The organism is Collinsella sp. AF15-51 (assembly GCF_003462845.1).
Classification (GTDB): Bacteria; Actinomycetota; Coriobacteriia; order Coriobacteriales; family Coriobacteriaceae; genus Collinsella.
In genome coordinates, this window is sequence record NZ_QRYG01000003.1 from 123,914 (window position 1) to 141,002 (window position 17,089).

The following is a 17,089-nucleotide window of genomic DNA, read 5'->3' on the forward strand; positions in this document are numbered from 1 at the left end:
CGGCTCGACACTTCGCTTTGGAAAGGGCCCCGGCGCGCCGGGCCTAAAGCTTAACCATGCGCGCGGCGATGCGGGCGCAGTCGCAGGCGGCCTTCTTCTCGAAGGTGTTGTAGTCGACGACCCGGCCCTCGGCGCAGGGCTTGTCGCTGATGGCGCGCACGACGACGAGGGGCACGCCGTTGAGATAGGAGGCCTGCGCGATGGTGCAGCCCTCCATCTCGCAGCACAGGTCGCCGAAGGCCGCGAGGATTCGCTCCTTCTGTTCCGCGGGCGAGACGAACTGGTCGCCGGAGACGACGCGGCCCTTGAGGGCCTTAATGTCGGGGGCGACGGCGGCCGCGGCGGCGCACGCCGCCAGCAAGGGCCGGAACGGATCGCGCAAGATCAAGGCGTCACCCGGGAGGTCGGGCGTTACCGTCAGCCGGCGCCGCGTCTGCCGCATCATGAGGGAGAACGGCCTGGCCGGCGCATACGGCAGGAAGAGGTTCAAGGTGCACCCCGGGGCGGTCAACGAGGCCGACGTGTCGAACGTCGTCGCGCGCGGCTTCGGCGGCAGGGCGCCGTGCACCCATATATGCAGCGACTTGGCCTGCGTGCACGTCGGGGCGTCGTGGAACTACGTCTGCCTGCTCGTCGACCTCTGCAACGGGGAGATCGTCGGCCACTCCGAAGGACCGAGGAGGGACGCGCGAGCTCCGAGCCAAGCTCTTGGATTACGTGCACTGGTACAACAACTTCAGGATCCACTCGACGCTGGGCTACATGTCGCCGGTCGAGTTCAGGGAGGCGGGGCCGTCCCTCCCGGAATCGTCCAAATAAGTGTTGCCAATCCATAGCCAATCCAGCCATCATCTCCGCGAAGGCGGACGTCAGGAAAAGCTCGGCTTGAGCTCGGTCGGACGCGGTCTGTGGGGCATCATTCAGGCTCAGGGGGTCTCCTTGTCTTCTTCGGTCGCAACCTGAATGATAGGGACGGCCCCTTCTCTCTTTCCCCTTCGTTTTCGACGCGTCACCCTCTCGACGGGCTTAAGGCCCGCGCTCGCGGGTGCAGGGGCTACGCCCAAACCCCAAAAACGTAACGCCGTGCTCGAAGCGTTTCCGGACGTCAGCGTAATCTCAAATCCCGTTCGTCAACTCATGGGCAAGCCACCTGAGACTACTCATTTCTCCTACTGGCAATGAAGACCTGCGACCTGCAGTTTTGCAAACTGCTTGAAAGCCACCTGCGTTGATTCACTTCCTATTGCAGCTGGCGGCTTGCACGCGAAAAGGCATTTAAGTTTCAAAACGGGCGTTTTCGGCGCTATCGAGCCTCCAAAGGCATCCCGCCGCGCCCTTTGGGACAAAAACAAAAACTCAAAGCCCTGAGTTCGAAAATAGTTTTTGGAGTTGTCCCGACTTTTGTCCCCGAAGCCGACGAAACGCGACAGGGTATCACCTGGCGGCACTCGATTCGAGACGGCACCGAAAACTGGATGCAACCGGAATGACGGGACGGCAGAACCGAAGCCATCGAGTGGGGATAGAAAAAGGCCCGGGTGCCGTGGCATCCGGGCCTTTGCTAGCAACTTGATGTTGCGGGCAGGTTAGAACTTGTGGCCGCACTTCTTGCAGACGCGCAGCTTGTTCTTGCCGTCCTTCTCGTGACCGACGCGGGTAACCTTACCGCACTCGGGGCAGACGAGATTGACGTTGGAGGCGTCGATGGGAGCCTCCTGCGAAACGATGCCGCCCTGCTGGTTGGCAGCGTTGGGCTTGACGGCCTTCTTGACGACCGAAACGCCCTCGACAACGACCTTGTTCTCGGCGGGGAGAGCACGCAGGACAACGCCCTGCTTGCCGCGATTCTTACCTGAGAGAACCTGGACCTTATCGCCCTTCTTGATATACATATATCTCCCCTAACTACAGGGTCTCGGGAGCGAGCGAGACGATCTTCATGTACTTCTTGTCACGAAGCTCGCGAGCGACGGGCCCGAAGATACGGGTGCCGACGGGCGAACCATCGTTGTTGATGACAACGCAGGCGTTCTCATCAAAGCGAATGTAGGAGCCATCCTTGCGGCGGATCTCCTTAACGGTGCGAACGACGACGCAACGGACAACGTCCTTCTTCTTGACGTTGGCGCCAGGGGTAGCCTCCTGGACAGCACCGATGAACACATCGCCGATGCCTGCATAACGACGCTTGGAACCGCCAAGCACCTTGATGCAGCGAATCTTGCGAGCGCCGGAGTTGTCGGCGACGTTCAGCATGGTTTGCATCTGAATCATGGTAGATGTTCCTCCGAACTAAGAACCGAAGAGAGGTGCGCAGCCTTTATACGGCCCGTGGTATGCAAGCCAGGCATACGCACATCTTCGGAAACGTACAAGTCGTAAGAGCGACTGCTTATTTAGCGCGCTCGACGACCTCGATGAGGCGCCAACGCTTCATCTTGGACATAGGACGGGTCTCCATAACGCGGACGGTATCGCCCACGCCAGCCGTGCACTCCTCGTCGTGAGCGTGCAGCTTCTTGGAGCTGGTCATCATCTTGCCGTACTTGGGGTGACGCTTGCGCTCGGTGATGGTGACAACAATGGTCTTGGCACCGGAGACGGAGGCAACGACACCCGTACGGACCTTACGCGAGTTACGCGAATCAGTCATGTTCTCTCCTTAGGTCCTACTCGGCGACAGCGGACTTCTCCGCTGCGATCTCGCGGGCGCGCTGCTCCGTGAGGACGCGAGCGATGTCCTTCTTCACGGTGTTGACGCGAGCGGTGTTGTCCAGCTGGCTGGTGGCCATCTGGAAACGAAGGTTAAAGAGCTCGGCGCGCATTTCCTTCAGCTTCTCAACGAGCTGAGCGTCCGAGAGCTCACGAATCTCTGCGGGCTTCATTAGTTCTCCTCCTTGGCGGCGGCGGCGTCCTCAGCAGCCCACTTGGCCTCGAGAGCGGCCTCCTCAGCCATCTCCTTCTCGATGCGCTGCTCAGCGTTCTTAGCAGCAACAATCTTGGTCTTGATGGGAAGCTTGTGCTGTGCAAGACGCAGAGCCTCGCGAGCGACCTCCTCGGGCACGCCCTTGACCTCGAACATGATGCGGCCGGGCTTGACGACGGCCACCCACTCCTCGGGGTTACCCTTACCAGAACCCATGCGAGTCTCGGCAGGCTTCTTGGTGATGGGCTTATCGGGGAAGATCGTGATGTAGACACGACCGCCACGCTTCATGTAGCGGGTCATGGCAATACGAGCGGCCTCGATCTGACGGTTGGTGATCCAATGGGCCTCGAGAGCCTGGATACCAAACTCGCCGAAATGCAGCTCGGTATTACCCTTGGCCTGGCCCTTCATGGAGCCACGCTGCACCTTGCGGTGAAGAATACGCTTAGGGGCAAGCACTACTGACCCCTCCTCTCGGAGTTACGACGACGAGGACGGGAAGAGCCCTCGAGTGCAGGGTTGGGAACAGGCTGGCCCGGGAGCTTCTCGCCCAGGTAGATCCAGACCTTCACGCCGCAAGCGCCCATGGTGGTGCTGGCGACAGCCGTGCCGTAGTCGATCTTGGCACGGAGGGTGTGCAGAGGCACGCGACCCTCGCGGTACCACTCACGACGGCCCATCTCGGCACCGCCGAGACGACCGGAGCACTGGATACGGATGCCCTTAGCGCCGGCCTTGCGGGCAGACTGGACAGCCTTGCGCATAGCGCGACGGAAGGCAACGCGGCCCTCGAGCTGCTCGGCGATAGACTGAGCAACGAGGTTGGCGTCGAGCTCGGGGCGCTTGATCTCGACAACGTCGACGGAGAGCTGGCCCTTGGAGACGCCAGCGACCTTCTCGAGCTCGGTGCGGAGGGTATCAATCTCGGCACCCTTCTTACCGATGACAACGCCGGGGCGAGCGGTGAGGATGATGACCTTCACCTTGTCGCCAGCGCGCTCGATCTCGACGCGGGAGACAGCTGCGCGGGAAAGACGCTTCTCGAGGTACTTGCGGATCTCGAGATCGTTACCGAGGGTCTTAGCGTAATCCTTCTCTGCGAACCAGCGGGAGCGCCAGTTCTCGGTGATGCCAAGACGGAAGCCGGTGGGGTAGACTTTCTGACCCATACAGCTTTACGCCTCCTTTCGAGGAGCAACGACGACGGTGATGTGGGAAGTACGCTTCAGAATGCGAGAAGCGGAACCCTTGGCGCGGGGACGGATGCGCTTAAGCGTCGGACCCTCGTCAACATAGGCAGCGGCGACAACCAGGTTGTCGGCACGCAGACCGTTGTTGTTCTCGGCGTTCGCAACGGCGGAACGGAGAACCTTCTCGACATCCACGGCGACGGCGCGGTCGCAGAAGTGGAGGATGTCGAAGGCCTGAGTGACAGGCTTGCGGCGGATCAGATCGACCACCAGGCGGGCCTTGCTGGGGGAAACACGCACGTACTTAGCGACGGCGCGAACCTCGGTGGCCTCAGTTTCAATAGACTTAGTTGCCATTTACGGTTAACCCCCTATTTGGCCTTGTGGCCACGGAACGTACGAGTCGGCGCGAACTCGCCGAGCTTGTGACCAACCATGGACTCGGTAACATACACGGGCACATGCTTGCGGCCGTCGTGGACGGCGATGGTGTGACCAACCATCTCGGGGAAGATGGTGGACGCGCGGGACCAGGTCTTCACGACGTCCTTCTTGCCAGCCTCGTTCATCGCGGTGATACGCGAGAGAAGGCGAGTCTCCACGAACGGGCCCTTTTTGAGACTTCTGCTCATAAGTGCTTTCTCCTAAAACTCGGTATCCGAAATTACTTCTTACGGCGACGAATGATGTGCTGGTTCGAGACCTTCTTCTTCTTGCGCGTACGAAGGCCCTTCGTCGGCTTACCCCAGGGGGTAACAGAGGGACGACCAGAGGTGTGGTTCTTGCCCTCGCCACCGCCGTGCGGGTGGTCGACAGGGTTCATGACGGTACCGCGGACGGTCGGGCGCACGTTCATGTGACGCTTACGGCCGGCCTTGCCGATGACGATGTTGGCATGATCGGCGTTGCCGACCTCACCGACGGTGGCGCGGCAGGTAACGAGGATGCGGCGCATCTCGGAGGAAGGCATACGGACGATAGCGTACTTGCCCTCCTTACCCATCAGCTGGCAGGAGTTACCGGCGGAACGGGCGATAGCAGCGCCCTTGCCCGGCTGGAACTCGACGGCGTGGATGAGCGTACCGACGGGGATGTCGGCGAGGGGCAGAGCGTTGCCCGGCTTGATGTCGGCGTCAGAACCGGACATGATGGTCTGACCGACCTCGAGGCCCTTGGGGGCCAGGATGTAGCGCTTCTCACCGTCAGCGTAGTGCAGCAGAGCGATGCGAGCGGAACGGTTCGGATCGTACTCGATCGTGGCAACCTTGGCGGGCACGCCGTCCTTGTTGCGCTTGAAGTCGATCACGCGGTAACGACGCTTCACGCCGCCGCCCTGGTGGCGGGTGGTGATGCGGCCGTTGTTGTTACGACCGGCCTTCTTGGGCAGGGGCTCGAGAAGGGACTTCTCGGGCTTGGTGCAGGTGATCTCGGAGAAATCGGAGATCGTCTGCCAACGCCTACCAGCGGAGGTCGGCTTAAGGTGCTTTACAGCCATTACAATCCCTTTCAATAGGAATCCGTTAGCCATCGCAGACAGGGATTCGAGGTTCTGCCTCGGGTGCGATGACACCGGACGTATACACGGTTCCGGGCGTGTCCATTTTATACGCCCGAAACCTTGAGCTCTCGCCTCCCCTATTTGGGAGGCATGAGCTCACTCAACAGCAGCGAGTCTTAGGCCTGATTGCCAAAGACCTCGATGGTGTCGCCCTCGGCCAGCGTGACGATGGCCTTCTTCCAAGAACGGGTCTTGCCGGCGACATAGCGCACACGCTTGGTTTTGGGCTTGACCGTCAGGGTGTTCACGCGAACGACCTTGACGCCGAAGATCTCCTCGACAGCGTCCTTGATCTGATACTTGTTAGCATCCTTGGCGACCTCGAACGTGTACTTGTTCAGCTCCATGCCGGAGAAGGAACGCTCGGACACGATCGGACGGATGATGATCTCGTGGGCGGTCATTTATGCAAGCACCTCCCCGAAGTGAGCGGCGATGTCGGCGGGCATCAGCACAGCGTTGTTGTTGACGAGATCGTAGGTGTTGGCCTCGTCAGCGGTGATGATGAACGTCTTGGGAATGTTGCGGAACGACAGGTAGGCGTTGACGTCCTCATCGCGAACGATGATGGTCAGACGCTTGCCCTCAAGGCCGAGAGCCTTGAGCATGGCGACGGCAGCCTTGGTGGAAGGCTTCTCGAAGCCGTAGTCGTCGACGAGCACGAGCTCGCCATCGGCCAGCTTGGCGGACAGCGCGGAGCGCATAGCCAGCTTGACCTCCTTGTTGTTCATACGCTTAGCGTAGGAACGGGGCTTGGGGGCGAAGACAACGCCACCGTGACGCCACTGGGCAGCACGGATGGAACCCTGGCGGGCACGGCCGGTGCCCTTCTGACGCCAAGGCTTCTTGCCGCCACCGGAAACCTCAGAGCGGCCCTTAGCGGACTGGGTGCCCTGACGCCAAGAGGCCATCTGGCACTTGACGATGTGGTGCATAACGTGGATGTTCGGCTCGATGCCGTACACCTCAGCGGCGAGCTCGGCCACGGCGACCTTCTTGCCCTCGCTGTTCTTTACTTCAAACTTTGCCATTTAAGTGTTCTCCTTGGTATGACGCTGGGCTAAATGGGCTGGGCCCTTAGGCCATACGGATGGCGACGAGACCATTCTTGGCACCCGGGACAGCGCCCTTGACCAAGATGAGGTTCTGCTCGGCATCGATGCGGACAACGGAAAGGTTCTTGACGGTAACGCGCTCGTTACCCATGTGACCGGCCATCTTGACGCCCTTGAGGACGCGCGCAGGATAGGCGCACTGACCGATAGAACCGGGGTGACGCTGGAAGTGAGAACCATGCGTCATAGGACCGCGGCGCTGACCCCAGCGCTTGATGCGACCCTGGAAGCCCTTACCCTTGGAGGTACCGATGACGTCGACCTTCTCGACATCAGCGAAATCAGCGACGGTGACGACCTCGCCGACCTTGTGCTCCTCGCCGTTCTCGACGCGGACCTCACGAAGGAAGCGGACAGGCTCGACGCCAGCCTTGGCGAAGTGACCAGCCATGGGCTTGTTCACGTTCTTGGCCTTGATGTCGCCGAAACCGATCTGGACGGCGTCATAGCCGTCGGTTGCCTGAGTTTTAACCTGCGAGACAGCGCAGGGGCCAGCCTGGATGACCGTGACGGGAACGACGTTATCGTCCTCGTCCCAAACCTGGGTCATGCCAATCTTGCGGCCGAGAATCATGCTGATCAAGATATGATCCCAACTCTCGCGTGGTCTTGGGACAATGCGTACACCACCGAGCGTACGCCCCTAGAGGACCACTACTTACACGACGTGCTCCCCAGTCTTGTATTGCGCCCGGACTACCTGACAACCCTATTAAGCAGGCATTTTGTCCAGCCAGAATACTCCCCTGGTTTCACACAGCTGTTTAGTATACACGGCTGCGGGCGTATCCATCGAGATTCATATTTCACTCACATTGTTTACGCAGGTAAAGTGCGTGGATGGCTCCCGAGCACGGCGGAGGGCCGGAGAAATATATTAAGGTCCCTGCTCTACAGTCCTGCGCAAGACGGAGAGCACATTAAGTGCTCTCCTTTGCGTGCGGAACTCGCGATGACCTTAATATATTTCTCCGGCCCTCCGCCGTGCTCGGGAGACGACACGTTGATGTCTGCTTAACTCTGCTCGCTCAGGCTAATGACTTTGTTGGGGGTCCACTATTTGCTGGAGGGTGAACTTGCATTGCATTGGCTCGCCCTCTACTTGTGGCTCCGCCTCATCAAAATCGAAAATCATAATGGCGCAGTTGGGGAGTTTTGTTGGGAGCTCGAAGCCCTCTGGGGCTGCAGCCTTGATGAATTGGCGGCTGGCGCTGCCGTGGCTTACTGCTAGGAGGGTTTCGATGCCCTCGGCGCCCATGAGATTGGTGAGGGTGCCCACCATGCGCTCCTGCAGGGCATGGCTTCCTTCTCCGCCAAATGGGATCAGGTCCTCGCCGGGGTCCCAGACGTCGGTGGGTAGGGCGTCGTGGGGGCCTTCTTCGAAGGTGCCGTAGCTGCGCTCGATGATGCCTTCGCAGGGCTCGACTGCTGCATCCCGGCCGAGGAGTTCGGTTGCGACGAGACTTGCCGTGTCCATGGCTCGGCCTAAGGGCGAAGAGACCACTTTGTCGGGAACGACATTGTGGGCTTTGAGCCACGCGGCTGCCATCCCGGCTTGCTGACGACCCAGGTCGGTCAGCGGTGAATCGCAGCGGCCCTGGACCAGCTTTTTGACGTTAAACTCCGTCTGACCGTGGCGGAGTAGATACAGCTTCTTCATGCTCTCCCCTTCTGCATAACCTGCTTTGCCGGCACAGCCTTACTCGTGGGTATGCCCTACGTAGTCTTCGTCGATCGTGATCTTGGCGACCGACTTGGGATATTCCGATTCGACCCGTTTCGCCAGCGCGCGCTTCAGGTCCTCGGCGCTCATCGCCAAATCCGAGGGACGTACGCAGTCAAAGATCACGTTGGTATGCGTGGGGCCCGGAACACAGCGTAGGTCGTGGATCGAGAGGCGGCTATCAATCTCTTGAGCCATAGCGTTGATGCGCAGACGCATGCTCGCCACCTTTGGATCGTCGGTCACGATGGGATCGTAATGGAGCGTGACGATCATGCCGTCTTCGACCCTAAACGACTGCTCGATGTTATCGAGCGTGTCGTGACTTTCCAGCGGGCTGGCCTCGGCTGCCATCTCGGCGTGAGCGCTTGCGAACTTCCTGCCCGGGCCGTAGTCGTGAACCATCAAATCGTGAACGCCCAAAACGCCGGGGTAACTCATGATCTTGTCTCGAATGTGCTTGACCAGCTTTGGATCGGGTGCCTGGCCCAAAAGCGGGCTCACCGTATCCTGGATGAGCTCAAAGCCGCTCCAGCCGATATAGGCGCCAACGGCAAGGCCGACCCATGCGTCAAGATTGATGTGCGTCACCTGCGAAACAATTGCGCACGCCAGCACGGCGCCCGTAGCTAGGACATCGTTCTTTGAGTCCTGAGCGGTCGCATGCAGCGTCTCGGACTCAATGCGATCGCCGAGCTTTTGGTTGAGGGCCGCCATCCAGAGCTTAACAATCATCGAAAGCACCAAGACTGCCACCAGGGCAAGCGAGAACTCGACAGGTTCGGGGTGGATGATGCGCTCAACCGAGGACTTCACCAGCTCAACGCCAATCAGCAGCACGAGCGCCGCCACGACCAGACCCGAGAGATACTCGTAGCGGCCATGGCCGTAAGGATGCTCGGGGTCTGCCGGCTTGCCCGCCAGCTTAAAGCCAAGCACGCTCACGATGTTCGAGCTGGCATCAGACAGGTTGTTCATAGCGTCCGCCACGATTGAAACCGATCCCGACAGCACGCCAATTGCACCCTTCGCAGCGCATAGTGCCACATTGGCGAGAATACACACCATGCCCGTCAACGTTCCCACGCGTGCACGGTCGCCCTGCGCACGACGAACAATCCACTCGACCATCTGCATCCGCCCCCACGGTACTACCTATATATCTATTGCTCAAACGGATTGTAGTGTAGCCACTTTGTCCCCCAGATACAAAAAGGCCGCAACCCACACGGGCCACGGCCTTGGAATGCGACATGCGGGACCGTCCCTTTGTCGCACAGGTTTATGCGCTTGCATCGGCCACGCTCTTCGAGGTTTCGGACAAATCGGCTCCGTCCCCCGTCACCTGCCCCTTCGCCGGCACCACGCCAAAGCAGTAGCTCAGCGCCGCAGACACCGCAAATGCCGTGCCACCGGCAGCGCAGCACCACAGCAGATTCGAGATGCCGCCCGTGGCAAAGCCAATGACCATAAGAACATTCGTCATACCGATGGTATAAGCCGTAACGTGGCCTACGGCCGCAACAAGGCCTCCGACGGCGCCGCCAACGGCCATGCACGTCAGACACCTGCCATATTTAAAGCCGCATCCGTACAGCGCTGGCTCGCTTACGCCGCCAAGAATACCCGAGATTGAATAGCCCAGCATGAGCGCCTTCTCGTCCTTATCCGCAACGCGGAGCGACGCGCCAAAGGGCATACCCCAAACGGCGAACGTTGCCATCGTCGCGGCGATCAGGATGCACGAATCCGTTCCCACACTCATAAACTGCGCATAGGCGAGCGATAGGACAACGTTGCTGACACCCGCGATCTTAAGAAACTCCCAGCCCGCGGCAAGCCCCATGAGCGTGAGCAGCGACACGATGCCACCGGAATTGCCAAGCATAAACATAAGCTGTCCCAACAGCATGCCCAGATAGCTGCCTGCCGGCGCCGTAACACACAGCGACACCGGAACCATGACAAGCATGGTTGCAAACGGTACAAAAGAAAACGCCACAGCCTGAGGGATAGTGCGCTTAAAGAAACGCTCCACCTGCCATAGCACGGGCACCGAGATGAGAACCGGAATAACAGTCGTCGTGTAATCGTTGACCGGCGCGGGAAGTAGACCATACACGAAAGTCATCGATGCCCCCGTCGTCGATGCGGCATCAACGAGCTTAAGCAGATCGGGCACAATCAATACGCCGCCCAGCATCATGCCCAGCTGCTCCGAGCAACCGAGCTGGCGGGCAGCGGCCCAACCAAGATAGATGGGCAAAAAGTAATAGCCAGCGTTATACAGCCAGCTGTAAAACAGGCGATAGATTTCGGAATCGGCAGGCCATAGACCAAGCATGCCTTCGCCCATAATGACGGCAACGGTGCGGAACAGCGCCGCGCAGACAATAAACGGCAACGCCGACATCATGCTTTTGGACAGATAGTCCACCACGGCCATGGCGTTTGATGAAACCGTCGTTGTAAACGAGGTGTTAGAAACTTGTGACATGGAACGCCTTTCCCAATGTGACATGCGGACTGTCCCTTTGTCACATCGTGCGGTACTGACCGATTGCGCGGTACTTTTCGTAGCGGAGGTTTGTGAGGGTCGCGTCGTCGAGCTGCCCAAGCGTATCGAAGGCATCAAATGCCGAGGACATGACGACACCGGCGATCTCCTCATGCGACAGGCCCCTATCGTCAACAATGCCGTCGATGATGCCGAGCGCCAACAGATCGGGGGCCGTGAGCTTAAGCGCCTCAGCGGCCTCATTCGCGCGCTCGGTATCCTTCCACAGGATCGACGCACAGGCCTCGGGGCTCACGACCGAATAGGCCGAGCTCGAGAGCATCAGGATGCGGTCGGCCACGGACAGCGCCAGCACGCCACCAGAGCCGCCCTCGCCTGTCACCACCGAGACAATCGGCGTCTTAAGGCCGCTCATCTCCATGAGATTCTGGGCAATCGCCTCGCCCTGGCCGCGCTCCTCGGCACCGATGCCGCAAAACGCGCCCGAAGTATCAACCAGGCACAGAACCGGCCGACCAAATTTCTCGGCTTGGTGCATCAGGCGACGTGCCTTGCGGTAGCCCTCGGGATGTGCCATACCAAAGTTGCGACGCATGCGCTCTTTGGTCGTGGTACCGCGCTCGATGGCGATAACCGTCACGGGTCGCCCGTCTTTCCAGCCGATGCCGCCCACCACGGCAGCATCGTCGCCAAAGTAGCGGTCGCCGTGCAGCTCTACGAATCCGTCGAGACCCAACGAGATCATCTCGCCTGCCGTGGCGCGGTTCGCCGAGCGAGTCTGTTTGACGATTTCGAGCGCGCTTTTTGGTGCGGCCGAGCGCTTAAACAAGTGTCCCAGCTTTTTGTCGCGACGACCCGTATGCACGATCTCATGCGGTGCCCCCAGGCCGGGCGCGTGCCCTTCGTGCAGCGCCAGCAGCTCGCCTACCGTGAGCGCAATCTCACCACGCGGAACAACGGCATCGCAAAAGCCGTGCTCCAGCAAAAACTCGGAACGCTGGAATCCCTTGGGCAGACGCTTGTGCATGTTCTGCTCGACCACGCGCGGGCCGGCAAATGCTGTCAGGGCATCGGGCTCGGCCAGGATAATGTCGCCCTCCATGGCAAAGCTCGCGGTTACGCCTCCGGTCGTGGGGTCGGTGAGCACCGTGATGTACAGGCCGCCCGCCTCGCTGTGGCGCCTAACCGCCGCAGAAATCTTGGCCATCTGCATGAGCGAGGTCACGCCCTCCTGCATGCGGGCGCCGCCCGATACGGTAAAGCCAACGACCGGCAGCCCCAACTCGGCCGCGCGCTCAAAGACACGACAGATCTTCTCGCCCACCACGGAGCCCATTGAGCCCATCATAAAGTTGGCATCCATAAAGAAGAGCGCGGTATCGCAGCCGCAGATTTTGCCCCTGCCGCACACAACGGCATCGCGCTCGCCCGAACGCTCGCTCACGCTCTTAAGCTTGTCGGCATAACCGGGAAACGAGAGGAAGTCCTTCGACGCCAGATTGGCATCCCATTCCTCAAAGGTACCCGCGTCGACCGTCATGCGCATGCGCGCGCGACCGCTCACGCGAAAGTGTTTGCCGCAACGAGGGCAGACCTCGAGGTTGTCGTGCAGGCGCGCCTCATCGATCACACGGCGGCACTCCGGGCATTTGACAAACACGTGGCGCGCGGGGAACTCGGCGCACGACTCGGTTATCGGCCCCTCAAGGACATTGACCGTCTTCGCTTTTCTATTCATCAGCATAGAGATGCCCCATCAGATCGGTGTGATACATGCCCGACAAAAACTCGTCGTTTGCCAGCACGTCGAGCTGAAGCTCGCTATTTTCGCTCACGCCCTCAATCACGAGCTCGCCCAGGGCCGAGCGCATCTTGCGAATGGCACCGTCACGCGTGGGCGCGCACACGATGAGCTTGCCGAGCATGGAGTCGTAGTACGGCGGAACTTTCGCTCCGGTAAACATGGCGGAATCCCAGCGCACGCGCGGACCACCCGGCACACGCAACGCGGTGACCGTTCCACATGACGGTAGAAAGTCCGGCGTTTCGGCATTGATGCGGCACTCCATGGCGTGGTTGCGGACCGGTACGTCCTCCTGCTCAAAGGGCAGAGGCTGGCCGGCAGCCACGCGCAGCTGCCACTTAACCAGGTCGGTATCGGTCACAAACTCCGTAACCGGATGCTCCACCTGCAAGCGCGTGTTCATTTCCATAAAGTAGAAATTGCCGTCATCTGAGTACAAAAACTCGATGGTGCCAGCGCCCTCATAGCCAACGGCACGAGCCAGGTCGCGCGCGGCCTTGTGCATGCGCGCGCGAATATCATCGCGTCCGTCGAGGCACGGCGCGGGGCTCTCCTCGATCAGCTTTTGGTTGCGGCGCTGCACCGAGCACTCGCGCTCGCCGAGCGAAAACACATGGCCCTGCTTATCGGCCATAATCTGTACCTCAACGTGATGCGCCGGCGCAACGAACTTCTCCATGTAGCACTCGCCGTCGCCAAAAACGGCCTCACCCTCGGCACGCGCCTCGCTGAACGCCTTTGCCGCATCTTCCACGCGCTCGACCTTGCGAATACCGCGACCGCCGCCGCCCGCGCGCGCCTTAATAAGCACGGGGCAGCCGATGCGCTCGGCCTCGGCCGTTGCTTCCTCGGGGCTTTTGAGCAAATCGCAGCCCGGCACGATGGGCACGCCCGCAGCAGCGGCCGTTCGGCGTGCGGCGTCCTTGTCGCCCATGCTGTCGATCACCTCGGCCGAAGGACCGACAAACGCCAGACCGAACTTGTCGCAGTCGCGCACGAAGCTCGCCTTCTCGGAAAAGAAGCCATAGCCGGGATGAATTGCCTTAGCTCCCGACTTTACGGCACAGGTGAGCACGGCATCGTCGTTGAGGTAGCTCTCGGCAAGACGCGGGCCGCCGATGCAATACGCCTCGTCGGCAAGCTGCACGTGTAGCGCGTCCGCATCGGCCGTGGAATAAACGGCGACGGTCTTGATGCCCATATCGCGGCACGCGCGGATAACACGGACCGCGACTTCGCCGCGGTTGGCGATGAGCACTTTGTCGAACATGGAGCCTTCCTTAACTTTCGTGCATGAGTGCAAAAGACATATCGGCGCGGCAGCAAACCTCACCGTTGACGCTCGCAGTACCCGTCGCAAAGCGGAACGGCCCGCGCGCACGCGTGATGGAGCACACTAGATCCACCGTGTCGCCCGGGCGCACCGGACGCTTAAAGCGCACCTTGTCCAGACTCGTGTAGAACGGCGTCGCGCCGCGCGCCTCCTCATCGCCCATCAGCAGCACGCAGCAGTTCTGGGCGAGCATCTCGCACTGAATCACGCCGGGAACGACCGGGTTTCCCGGAAAATGTCCCTGCAAAAAGTACTCGTCGCCTGTAATCGTGATCTTGCCGTGGGCCTCGTCGCCCACCAGCTCGGCTTCGTCGAGCAAAAGCATCGGCTCGCGATGCGGTAACAGCTTCTTGAGCTCTTCTTTGTTCATGGATATCACCTATCCGATCCTCATGAGGCAGCTGCCAAACTCCACGAGGTCGCCGTCGGCCACGCAGATCTCGAGCACCTCACCGTCTGCCTCGGCCGTCACCTCGTTGAGAACCTTCATGGCCTCGATGATGCAGAGGGTCTCGCCGGCCTTGACCTTGGAGCCCACGCGCACAAATGGCTCGTCGCCCGGCGCAGGGGCAGCATAGAAGACGCCCACCATGGGAGCAGTCACCTCGGTGCCCTTGGGCTCCGGCGCGGCGGCAGGTGTCTGCGTGGCGGGTTCCGGTGCGGCAGGCGCGACTGTGGGAGCTGCAACTTGAGCGGCCATGGCGCTCGGCATAGGCATGGGCACGGCAACCGGCTGCGCCACACTCGCGCGCTCGAGTTCGACCGCGGTGCCATCGGGCTCCTCAACACGTACGCGCGTAAGGCCGCGGTCCTCCATCACATCGGCTATCTCGGCAAGTCTTTTGGAATCCATGCTCTAGCTCCTCGTATATCTACGCAGCGCGATGGCGGCGTTGTGCCCGCCAAAGCCCAGGTTGGTCGAAAGCGCCCAGGTAAGGTCGGCGCGAACCGCTCGATTAGGCGTGTAATCAAGATCGCAGGCGGGATCGGGCGTGTGGTAGTTAATGGTCGGGGGCACCACGCCCTGCTCGAGCGCCATGGCACAGGCCATGACCTCGATGGCACCCGTGGCACCGATCATGTGCCCGGTCATCGACTTGGTCGACGAGACGTGTGCGGCGCGTGCCGCGTCCTCGCCGAGCGCCCGCTTAATGCCTGTCGTCTCGGACGAATCGTTGAGCTTGGTCGAGGTGCCGTGGGCGTTGATGTAGAGACCCTCGGAAGGCTTGACGTCGCCCTCGGCTACCGCCAGCGATATCGCACGGGCAATGCCGGCGGCATCGGGGTCGGGACTCGTAATGTGATAGGCATCATCGGTGTTGCCGTAGCCCACGACCTCGGCATAAATGTGCGCACCGCGCGCCTGCGCATGCTCCATGCTCTCGAGTACCAGCACGCAGGCGCCCTCACCCATCACAAAGCCATCGCGGTCTGCGTCGAACGGGCGGCAGGCCGTCGCGGGATCGGGGTTGGTGGTCAATGCGCGGCAGGACGTAAAGCCTGCAACAGCATCGGGGATAATGGCCGCCTCGGCACCGCCCGCGAGGATCGCGTCGGCATAGCCGTGCTTAATAGCACGGAACGCCTCGCCCACCGCATGGGCCGAGGTCGCGCACGCAGTCACGACTGGCAGGGTCGGTCCCTTTGCCTTGTGACGGATTGCGATATTGCCCGATGCCATGTTGGGGATCATCATCGCGATCATGTAAGGCGATGCGCGGCGGGGCCCACGGTCGGCAATCGTATGGACGTTGTCGACGAGCGTCTGCATGCCGCCCACGCCCGACCCCACGTAAACGCCCAGGCGCTCGCGATCGATGGCGCCTTCGGCATCAAAGCCCGCATCGTGCATTGCCTCGTCCGAAGCCACCAGCGCAAACTGAACGCAGGGGTCCAGATGCTTGGCGTCGCGCTTGCCAAAGTACTCGTTGCCGTCAAAGCCCTTGACTTCGGCCGCCACCTTGACGGTAAACGCATCGGTATCAAAGTGCGTGATCGGGCCGATGCCACAGGTCCCGGCGCACATGGCCGCCCAGGTGGCAAGCGCGGTGTTGCCGAGCGGCGATACGGCACCGATGCCGGTGATTGCAACTCTCTGTTCCATCATGGTCTCCTCATCCAAGCCGTTCTTCGGCCCTGGTTTCTACATCGCCATTCCGCCGTCGACGCGCACGACCTCGCCCGTAATGTAAGCAGCCGCATCGCTCGCTAAAAAGCGCACCACGCCGGCCACTTCCTCGGGACGTGCCATGCGCTTAAGGGGAATCTGTTCCTCGGTTGCCGTACGCACCTTCTCCGAGAGCTTTGCCGTCATATCTGTCTCGACAAACCCGGGAGCGACCGCGTTCGCTCGTACGCCACGAGGCGCAAGCTCGCGCGCCACCGCCTTGGTAAGCCCTATCACGCCCGCCTTGGAAGCAGCGTAGTTGGCTTGCCCGGCATTGCCCATCAGGCCCACGACCGAGCTCATGTTGACGACGCAACCGCCGCGCTGGCGCATAAAGGTCTTGGTGAGCGCGCGCGTCATATTGAATGTTCCCTTGAGATTGACATCGAGCACGCGATCGAATGCGTCATCGCCCATGCGCATGAGCAGGCCATCGCGGGTGATGCCGGCGTTGTTGACGAGCGCCCAAATGGAACCAAAGTCGTTGAGGACCGCTTCCACGCACGCGTTGACGGCAGCGGGATCGGCCACGTCGCATTGATATGCGCGTGCCGTGGCGCCAACCGCCTCACAGGCTTCGCACGTCTTGCGCGCCGCATCGACGCTGCCGGCATAGACGACGGCGATATCAAAGCCGTCCTCCGCCAGACCGACAGCGCAGGCGCGGCCGATACCCCGCGAGCCGCCCGTGACCAGTGCCACGCGACGTGAGTCGTTGCGCTCGAGCGCGCCGTTGTTCAAGTTGCCCATGT

22 protein-coding genes and 2 pseudogenes are annotated in these 17,089 nt (G+C 60.9%); 2 read left to right on the forward strand and 22 right to left on the reverse strand.

What is annotated here, in order from left to right:
• Positions 1–43 precede the first annotated feature (43 nt).
• Positions 44–361, reverse strand: coding sequence for a hypothetical protein (locus tag DWW51_RS02685; protein ID WP_231501553.1), 318 nt, complete (start codon positions 359–361; stop codon positions 44–46).
• Between DWW51_RS02685 and DWW51_RS10345 the strand changes: the two are divergent.
• Positions 318–425: pseudogene (locus DWW51_RS10345) on the forward strand (hypothetical protein); the annotation flags it as partial. The gene DWW51_RS02685 and the pseudogene DWW51_RS10345 overlap by 44 nt on opposite strands.
• 292 nt (positions 426–717) lie before the next feature.
• Positions 718–819, forward strand: a complete 102-nt coding sequence (locus tag DWW51_RS10350) for an IS3 family transposase (RefSeq protein WP_231501554.1) — start codon at positions 718–720, stop codon at positions 817–819.
• Between the two features lie 767 nt (positions 820–1,586).
• Here DWW51_RS10350 and rplX read toward each other — a convergent pair.
• The 21 genes and pseudogenes from rplX to fabG all read right to left on the reverse strand — a co-directional run bounded on the left by rplX (position 1,587) and on the right by fabG (position 17,087).
• The gene (gene rplX, locus DWW51_RS02695; RefSeq protein ID WP_117773438.1) at positions 1,587–1,892 is read right to left on the reverse strand and encodes a 50S ribosomal protein L24; all 306 of its coding nucleotides are present in this window, start codon (positions 1,890–1,892) and stop codon (positions 1,587–1,589) included.
• A 13-nt stretch (positions 1,893–1,905) separates the two neighbouring features.
• Positions 1,906–2,274 carry a 50S ribosomal protein L14 gene (gene rplN, locus DWW51_RS02700; protein ID WP_006235041.1) on the reverse strand — a complete coding sequence of 123 codons (369 nt, stop codon included), beginning with the start codon at positions 2,272–2,274 and terminating at the stop codon, positions 1,906–1,908.
• Between the two features lie 118 nt (positions 2,275–2,392).
• Positions 2,393–2,653: a 30S ribosomal protein S17 gene (gene rpsQ, locus DWW51_RS02705; RefSeq protein ID WP_117773440.1), complete on the reverse strand. Its 261-nt coding sequence runs from the start codon at positions 2,651–2,653 to the stop codon at positions 2,393–2,395.
• 16 nt (positions 2,654–2,669) lie between these two features.
• The gene (gene rpmC, locus DWW51_RS02710) at positions 2,670–2,885 is read right to left on the reverse strand and encodes a 50S ribosomal protein L29 (protein WP_006235039.1); all 216 of its coding nucleotides are present in this window, start codon (positions 2,883–2,885) and stop codon (positions 2,670–2,672) included.
• A gap of 107 nt (positions 2,886–2,992) precedes the next feature.
• Positions 2,993–3,388, reverse strand: a pseudogene (rplP, locus tag DWW51_RS02715) (50S ribosomal protein L16); the annotation flags it as partial.
• Positions 3,388–4,098: a 30S ribosomal protein S3 gene (gene rpsC, locus DWW51_RS02720; RefSeq protein WP_006235037.1), complete on the reverse strand. Its 711-nt coding sequence runs from the start codon at positions 4,096–4,098 to the stop codon at positions 3,388–3,390. The gene rpsC and the pseudogene rplP, both read right to left, overlap by 1 nt.
• Before the next feature lie 6 nt (positions 4,099–4,104).
• Positions 4,105–4,476: a 50S ribosomal protein L22 gene (gene rplV, locus DWW51_RS02725; protein WP_117773442.1), complete on the reverse strand. Its 372-nt coding sequence runs from the start codon at positions 4,474–4,476 to the stop codon at positions 4,105–4,107.
• Positions 4,477–4,490: 14 nt separating this feature from the next.
• Complete coding sequence (rpsS, locus tag DWW51_RS02730) at positions 4,491–4,751, reverse strand: 30S ribosomal protein S19 (RefSeq protein WP_006235035.1); 261 nt, start codon at positions 4,749–4,751, stop codon at positions 4,491–4,493.
• A gap of 32 nt (positions 4,752–4,783) precedes the next feature.
• The gene (gene rplB / locus DWW51_RS02735) at positions 4,784–5,614 is read right to left on the reverse strand and encodes a 50S ribosomal protein L2 (protein ID WP_055250219.1); all 831 of its coding nucleotides are present in this window, start codon (positions 5,612–5,614) and stop codon (positions 4,784–4,786) included.
• Positions 5,615–5,793: 179 nt separating this feature from the next.
• Positions 5,794–6,081, reverse strand: coding sequence for a 50S ribosomal protein L23 (gene rplW / locus DWW51_RS02740; protein ID WP_022094197.1), 288 nt, complete (start codon positions 6,079–6,081; stop codon positions 5,794–5,796).
• Entirely contained in the window at positions 6,082–6,708 is a 627-nt protein-coding gene (rplD, locus tag DWW51_RS02745) for a 50S ribosomal protein L4 (protein WP_117773444.1), read from the reverse strand. It abuts the gene before it with no gap.
• Positions 6,709–6,754: 46 nt separating this feature from the next.
• Complete coding sequence (gene rplC / locus DWW51_RS02750; RefSeq protein WP_035137484.1) at positions 6,755–7,375, reverse strand: 50S ribosomal protein L3; 621 nt, start codon at positions 7,373–7,375, stop codon at positions 6,755–6,757.
• Between the two features lie 450 nt (positions 7,376–7,825).
• Positions 7,826–8,452 (reverse strand): histidine phosphatase family protein, encoded by a 627-nt coding sequence (locus tag DWW51_RS02755; RefSeq protein WP_089572482.1) that lies wholly within the window; start codon positions 8,450–8,452, stop codon positions 7,826–7,828.
• 39 nt (positions 8,453–8,491) lie between these two features.
• Positions 8,492–9,646, reverse strand: a complete 1,155-nt coding sequence (locus tag DWW51_RS02760; RefSeq protein WP_231501552.1) for a cation diffusion facilitator family transporter — start codon at positions 9,644–9,646, stop codon at positions 8,492–8,494.
• Positions 9,647–9,797: 151 nt separating this feature from the next.
• Positions 9,798–11,012 carry a PTS fructose transporter subunit IIB gene (locus DWW51_RS02765; RefSeq protein ID WP_117773448.1) on the reverse strand — a complete coding sequence of 405 codons (1,215 nt, stop codon included), beginning with the start codon at positions 11,010–11,012 and terminating at the stop codon, positions 9,798–9,800.
• A 40-nt stretch (positions 11,013–11,052) separates the two neighbouring features.
• Positions 11,053–12,777 (reverse strand): acetyl-CoA carboxylase, carboxyltransferase subunit beta, encoded by a 1,725-nt coding sequence (gene accD / locus DWW51_RS02770; protein WP_117773450.1) that lies wholly within the window; start codon positions 12,775–12,777, stop codon positions 11,053–11,055.
• Positions 12,764–14,107, reverse strand: coding sequence for an acetyl/propionyl/methylcrotonyl-CoA carboxylase subunit alpha (locus tag DWW51_RS02775; RefSeq protein WP_117773452.1), 1,344 nt, complete (start codon positions 14,105–14,107; stop codon positions 12,764–12,766). Before DWW51_RS02775 ends, accD begins: the two co-directional genes overlap by 14 nt.
• A 10-nt stretch (positions 14,108–14,117) precedes the next feature.
• Entirely contained in the window at positions 14,118–14,540 is a 423-nt protein-coding gene (gene fabZ, locus DWW51_RS02780) for a 3-hydroxyacyl-ACP dehydratase FabZ (RefSeq protein WP_099432064.1), read from the reverse strand.
• A 9-nt stretch (positions 14,541–14,549) separates the two neighbouring features.
• Positions 14,550–15,023 carry an acetyl-CoA carboxylase biotin carboxyl carrier protein gene (gene accB, locus DWW51_RS02785; RefSeq protein ID WP_117629227.1) on the reverse strand — a complete coding sequence of 158 codons (474 nt, stop codon included), beginning with the start codon at positions 15,021–15,023 and terminating at the stop codon, positions 14,550–14,552.
• A gap of 3 nt (positions 15,024–15,026) precedes the next feature.
• On the reverse strand, positions 15,027–16,274 hold the full coding sequence (gene fabF, locus DWW51_RS02790) for a beta-ketoacyl-ACP synthase II (RefSeq protein WP_117563765.1): 1,248 nt from the start codon (positions 16,272–16,274) through the stop codon (positions 15,027–15,029).
• A 39-nt stretch (positions 16,275–16,313) separates the two neighbouring features.
• A complete protein-coding gene (gene fabG / locus DWW51_RS02795) occupies positions 16,314–17,087 on the reverse strand; it encodes a 3-oxoacyl-[acyl-carrier-protein] reductase (protein WP_089572490.1) in 774 nt (257 codons plus the stop codon).
• Between the last annotated feature and the right edge of the window lie 2 nt (positions 17,088–17,089).

Coding starts and splice junctions, on each gene's coding strand:
- rplX (WP_117773438.1), bottom strand. CDS start 1,892: ATGTATATCAAGAAGGGCGATAAGGTCCAGGTTCTCTCAGGTAAGAAT.
- rplN (WP_006235041.1), bottom strand. CDS start 2,274: ATGATTCAGATGCAAACCATGCTGAACGTCGCCGACAACTCCGGCGCT.
- rpsQ (WP_117773440.1), bottom strand. CDS start 2,653: ATGACTGATTCGCGTAACTCGCGTAAGGTCCGTACGGGTGTCGTTGCC.
- rpmC (WP_006235039.1), bottom strand. CDS start 2,885: ATGAAGCCCGCAGAGATTCGTGAGCTCTCGGACGCTCAGCTCGTTGAG.
- rpsC (WP_006235037.1), bottom strand. CDS start 4,098: ATGGGTCAGAAAGTCTACCCCACCGGCTTCCGTCTTGGCATCACCGAG.
- rplV (WP_117773442.1), bottom strand. CDS start 4,476: ATGGCAACTAAGTCTATTGAAACTGAGGCCACCGAGGTTCGCGCCGTC.
- rpsS (WP_006235035.1), bottom strand. CDS start 4,751: ATGAGCAGAAGTCTCAAAAAGGGCCCGTTCGTGGAGACTCGCCTTCTC.
- rplB (WP_055250219.1), bottom strand. CDS start 5,614: ATGGCTGTAAAGCACCTTAAGCCGACCTCCGCTGGTAGGCGTTGGCAG.
- rplW (WP_022094197.1), bottom strand. CDS start 6,081: ATGACCGCCCACGAGATCATCATCCGTCCGATCGTGTCCGAGCGTTCC.
- rplD (WP_117773444.1), bottom strand. CDS start 6,708: ATGGCAAAGTTTGAAGTAAAGAACAGCGAGGGCAAGAAGGTCGCCGTG.
- DWW51_RS02755 (WP_089572482.1), bottom strand. CDS start 8,452: ATGAAGAAGCTGTATCTACTCCGCCACGGTCAGACGGAGTTTAACGTC.
- DWW51_RS02760 (WP_231501552.1), bottom strand. CDS start 9,646: ATGGTCGAGTGGATTGTTCGTCGTGCGCAGGGCGACCGTGCACGCGTG.
- DWW51_RS02765 (WP_117773448.1), bottom strand. CDS start 11,012: ATGTCACAAGTTTCTAACACCTCGTTTACAACGACGGTTTCATCAAAC.
- accD (WP_117773450.1), bottom strand. CDS start 12,777: ATGCTGATGAATAGAAAAGCGAAGACGGTCAATGTCCTTGAGGGGCCG.
- DWW51_RS02775 (WP_117773452.1), bottom strand. CDS start 14,107: ATGTTCGACAAAGTGCTCATCGCCAACCGCGGCGAAGTCGCGGTCCGT.
- fabZ (WP_099432064.1), bottom strand. CDS start 14,540: ATGAACAAAGAAGAGCTCAAGAAGCTGTTACCGCATCGCGAGCCGATG.
- accB (WP_117629227.1), bottom strand. CDS start 15,023: ATGGATTCCAAAAGACTTGCCGAGATAGCCGATGTGATGGAGGACCGC.
- fabF (WP_117563765.1), bottom strand. CDS start 16,274: ATGGAACAGAGAGTTGCAATCACCGGCATCGGTGCCGTATCGCCGCTC.
- fabG (WP_089572490.1), bottom strand. CDS start 17,087: ATGGGCAACTTGAACAACGGCGCGCTCGAGCGCAACGACTCACGTCGC.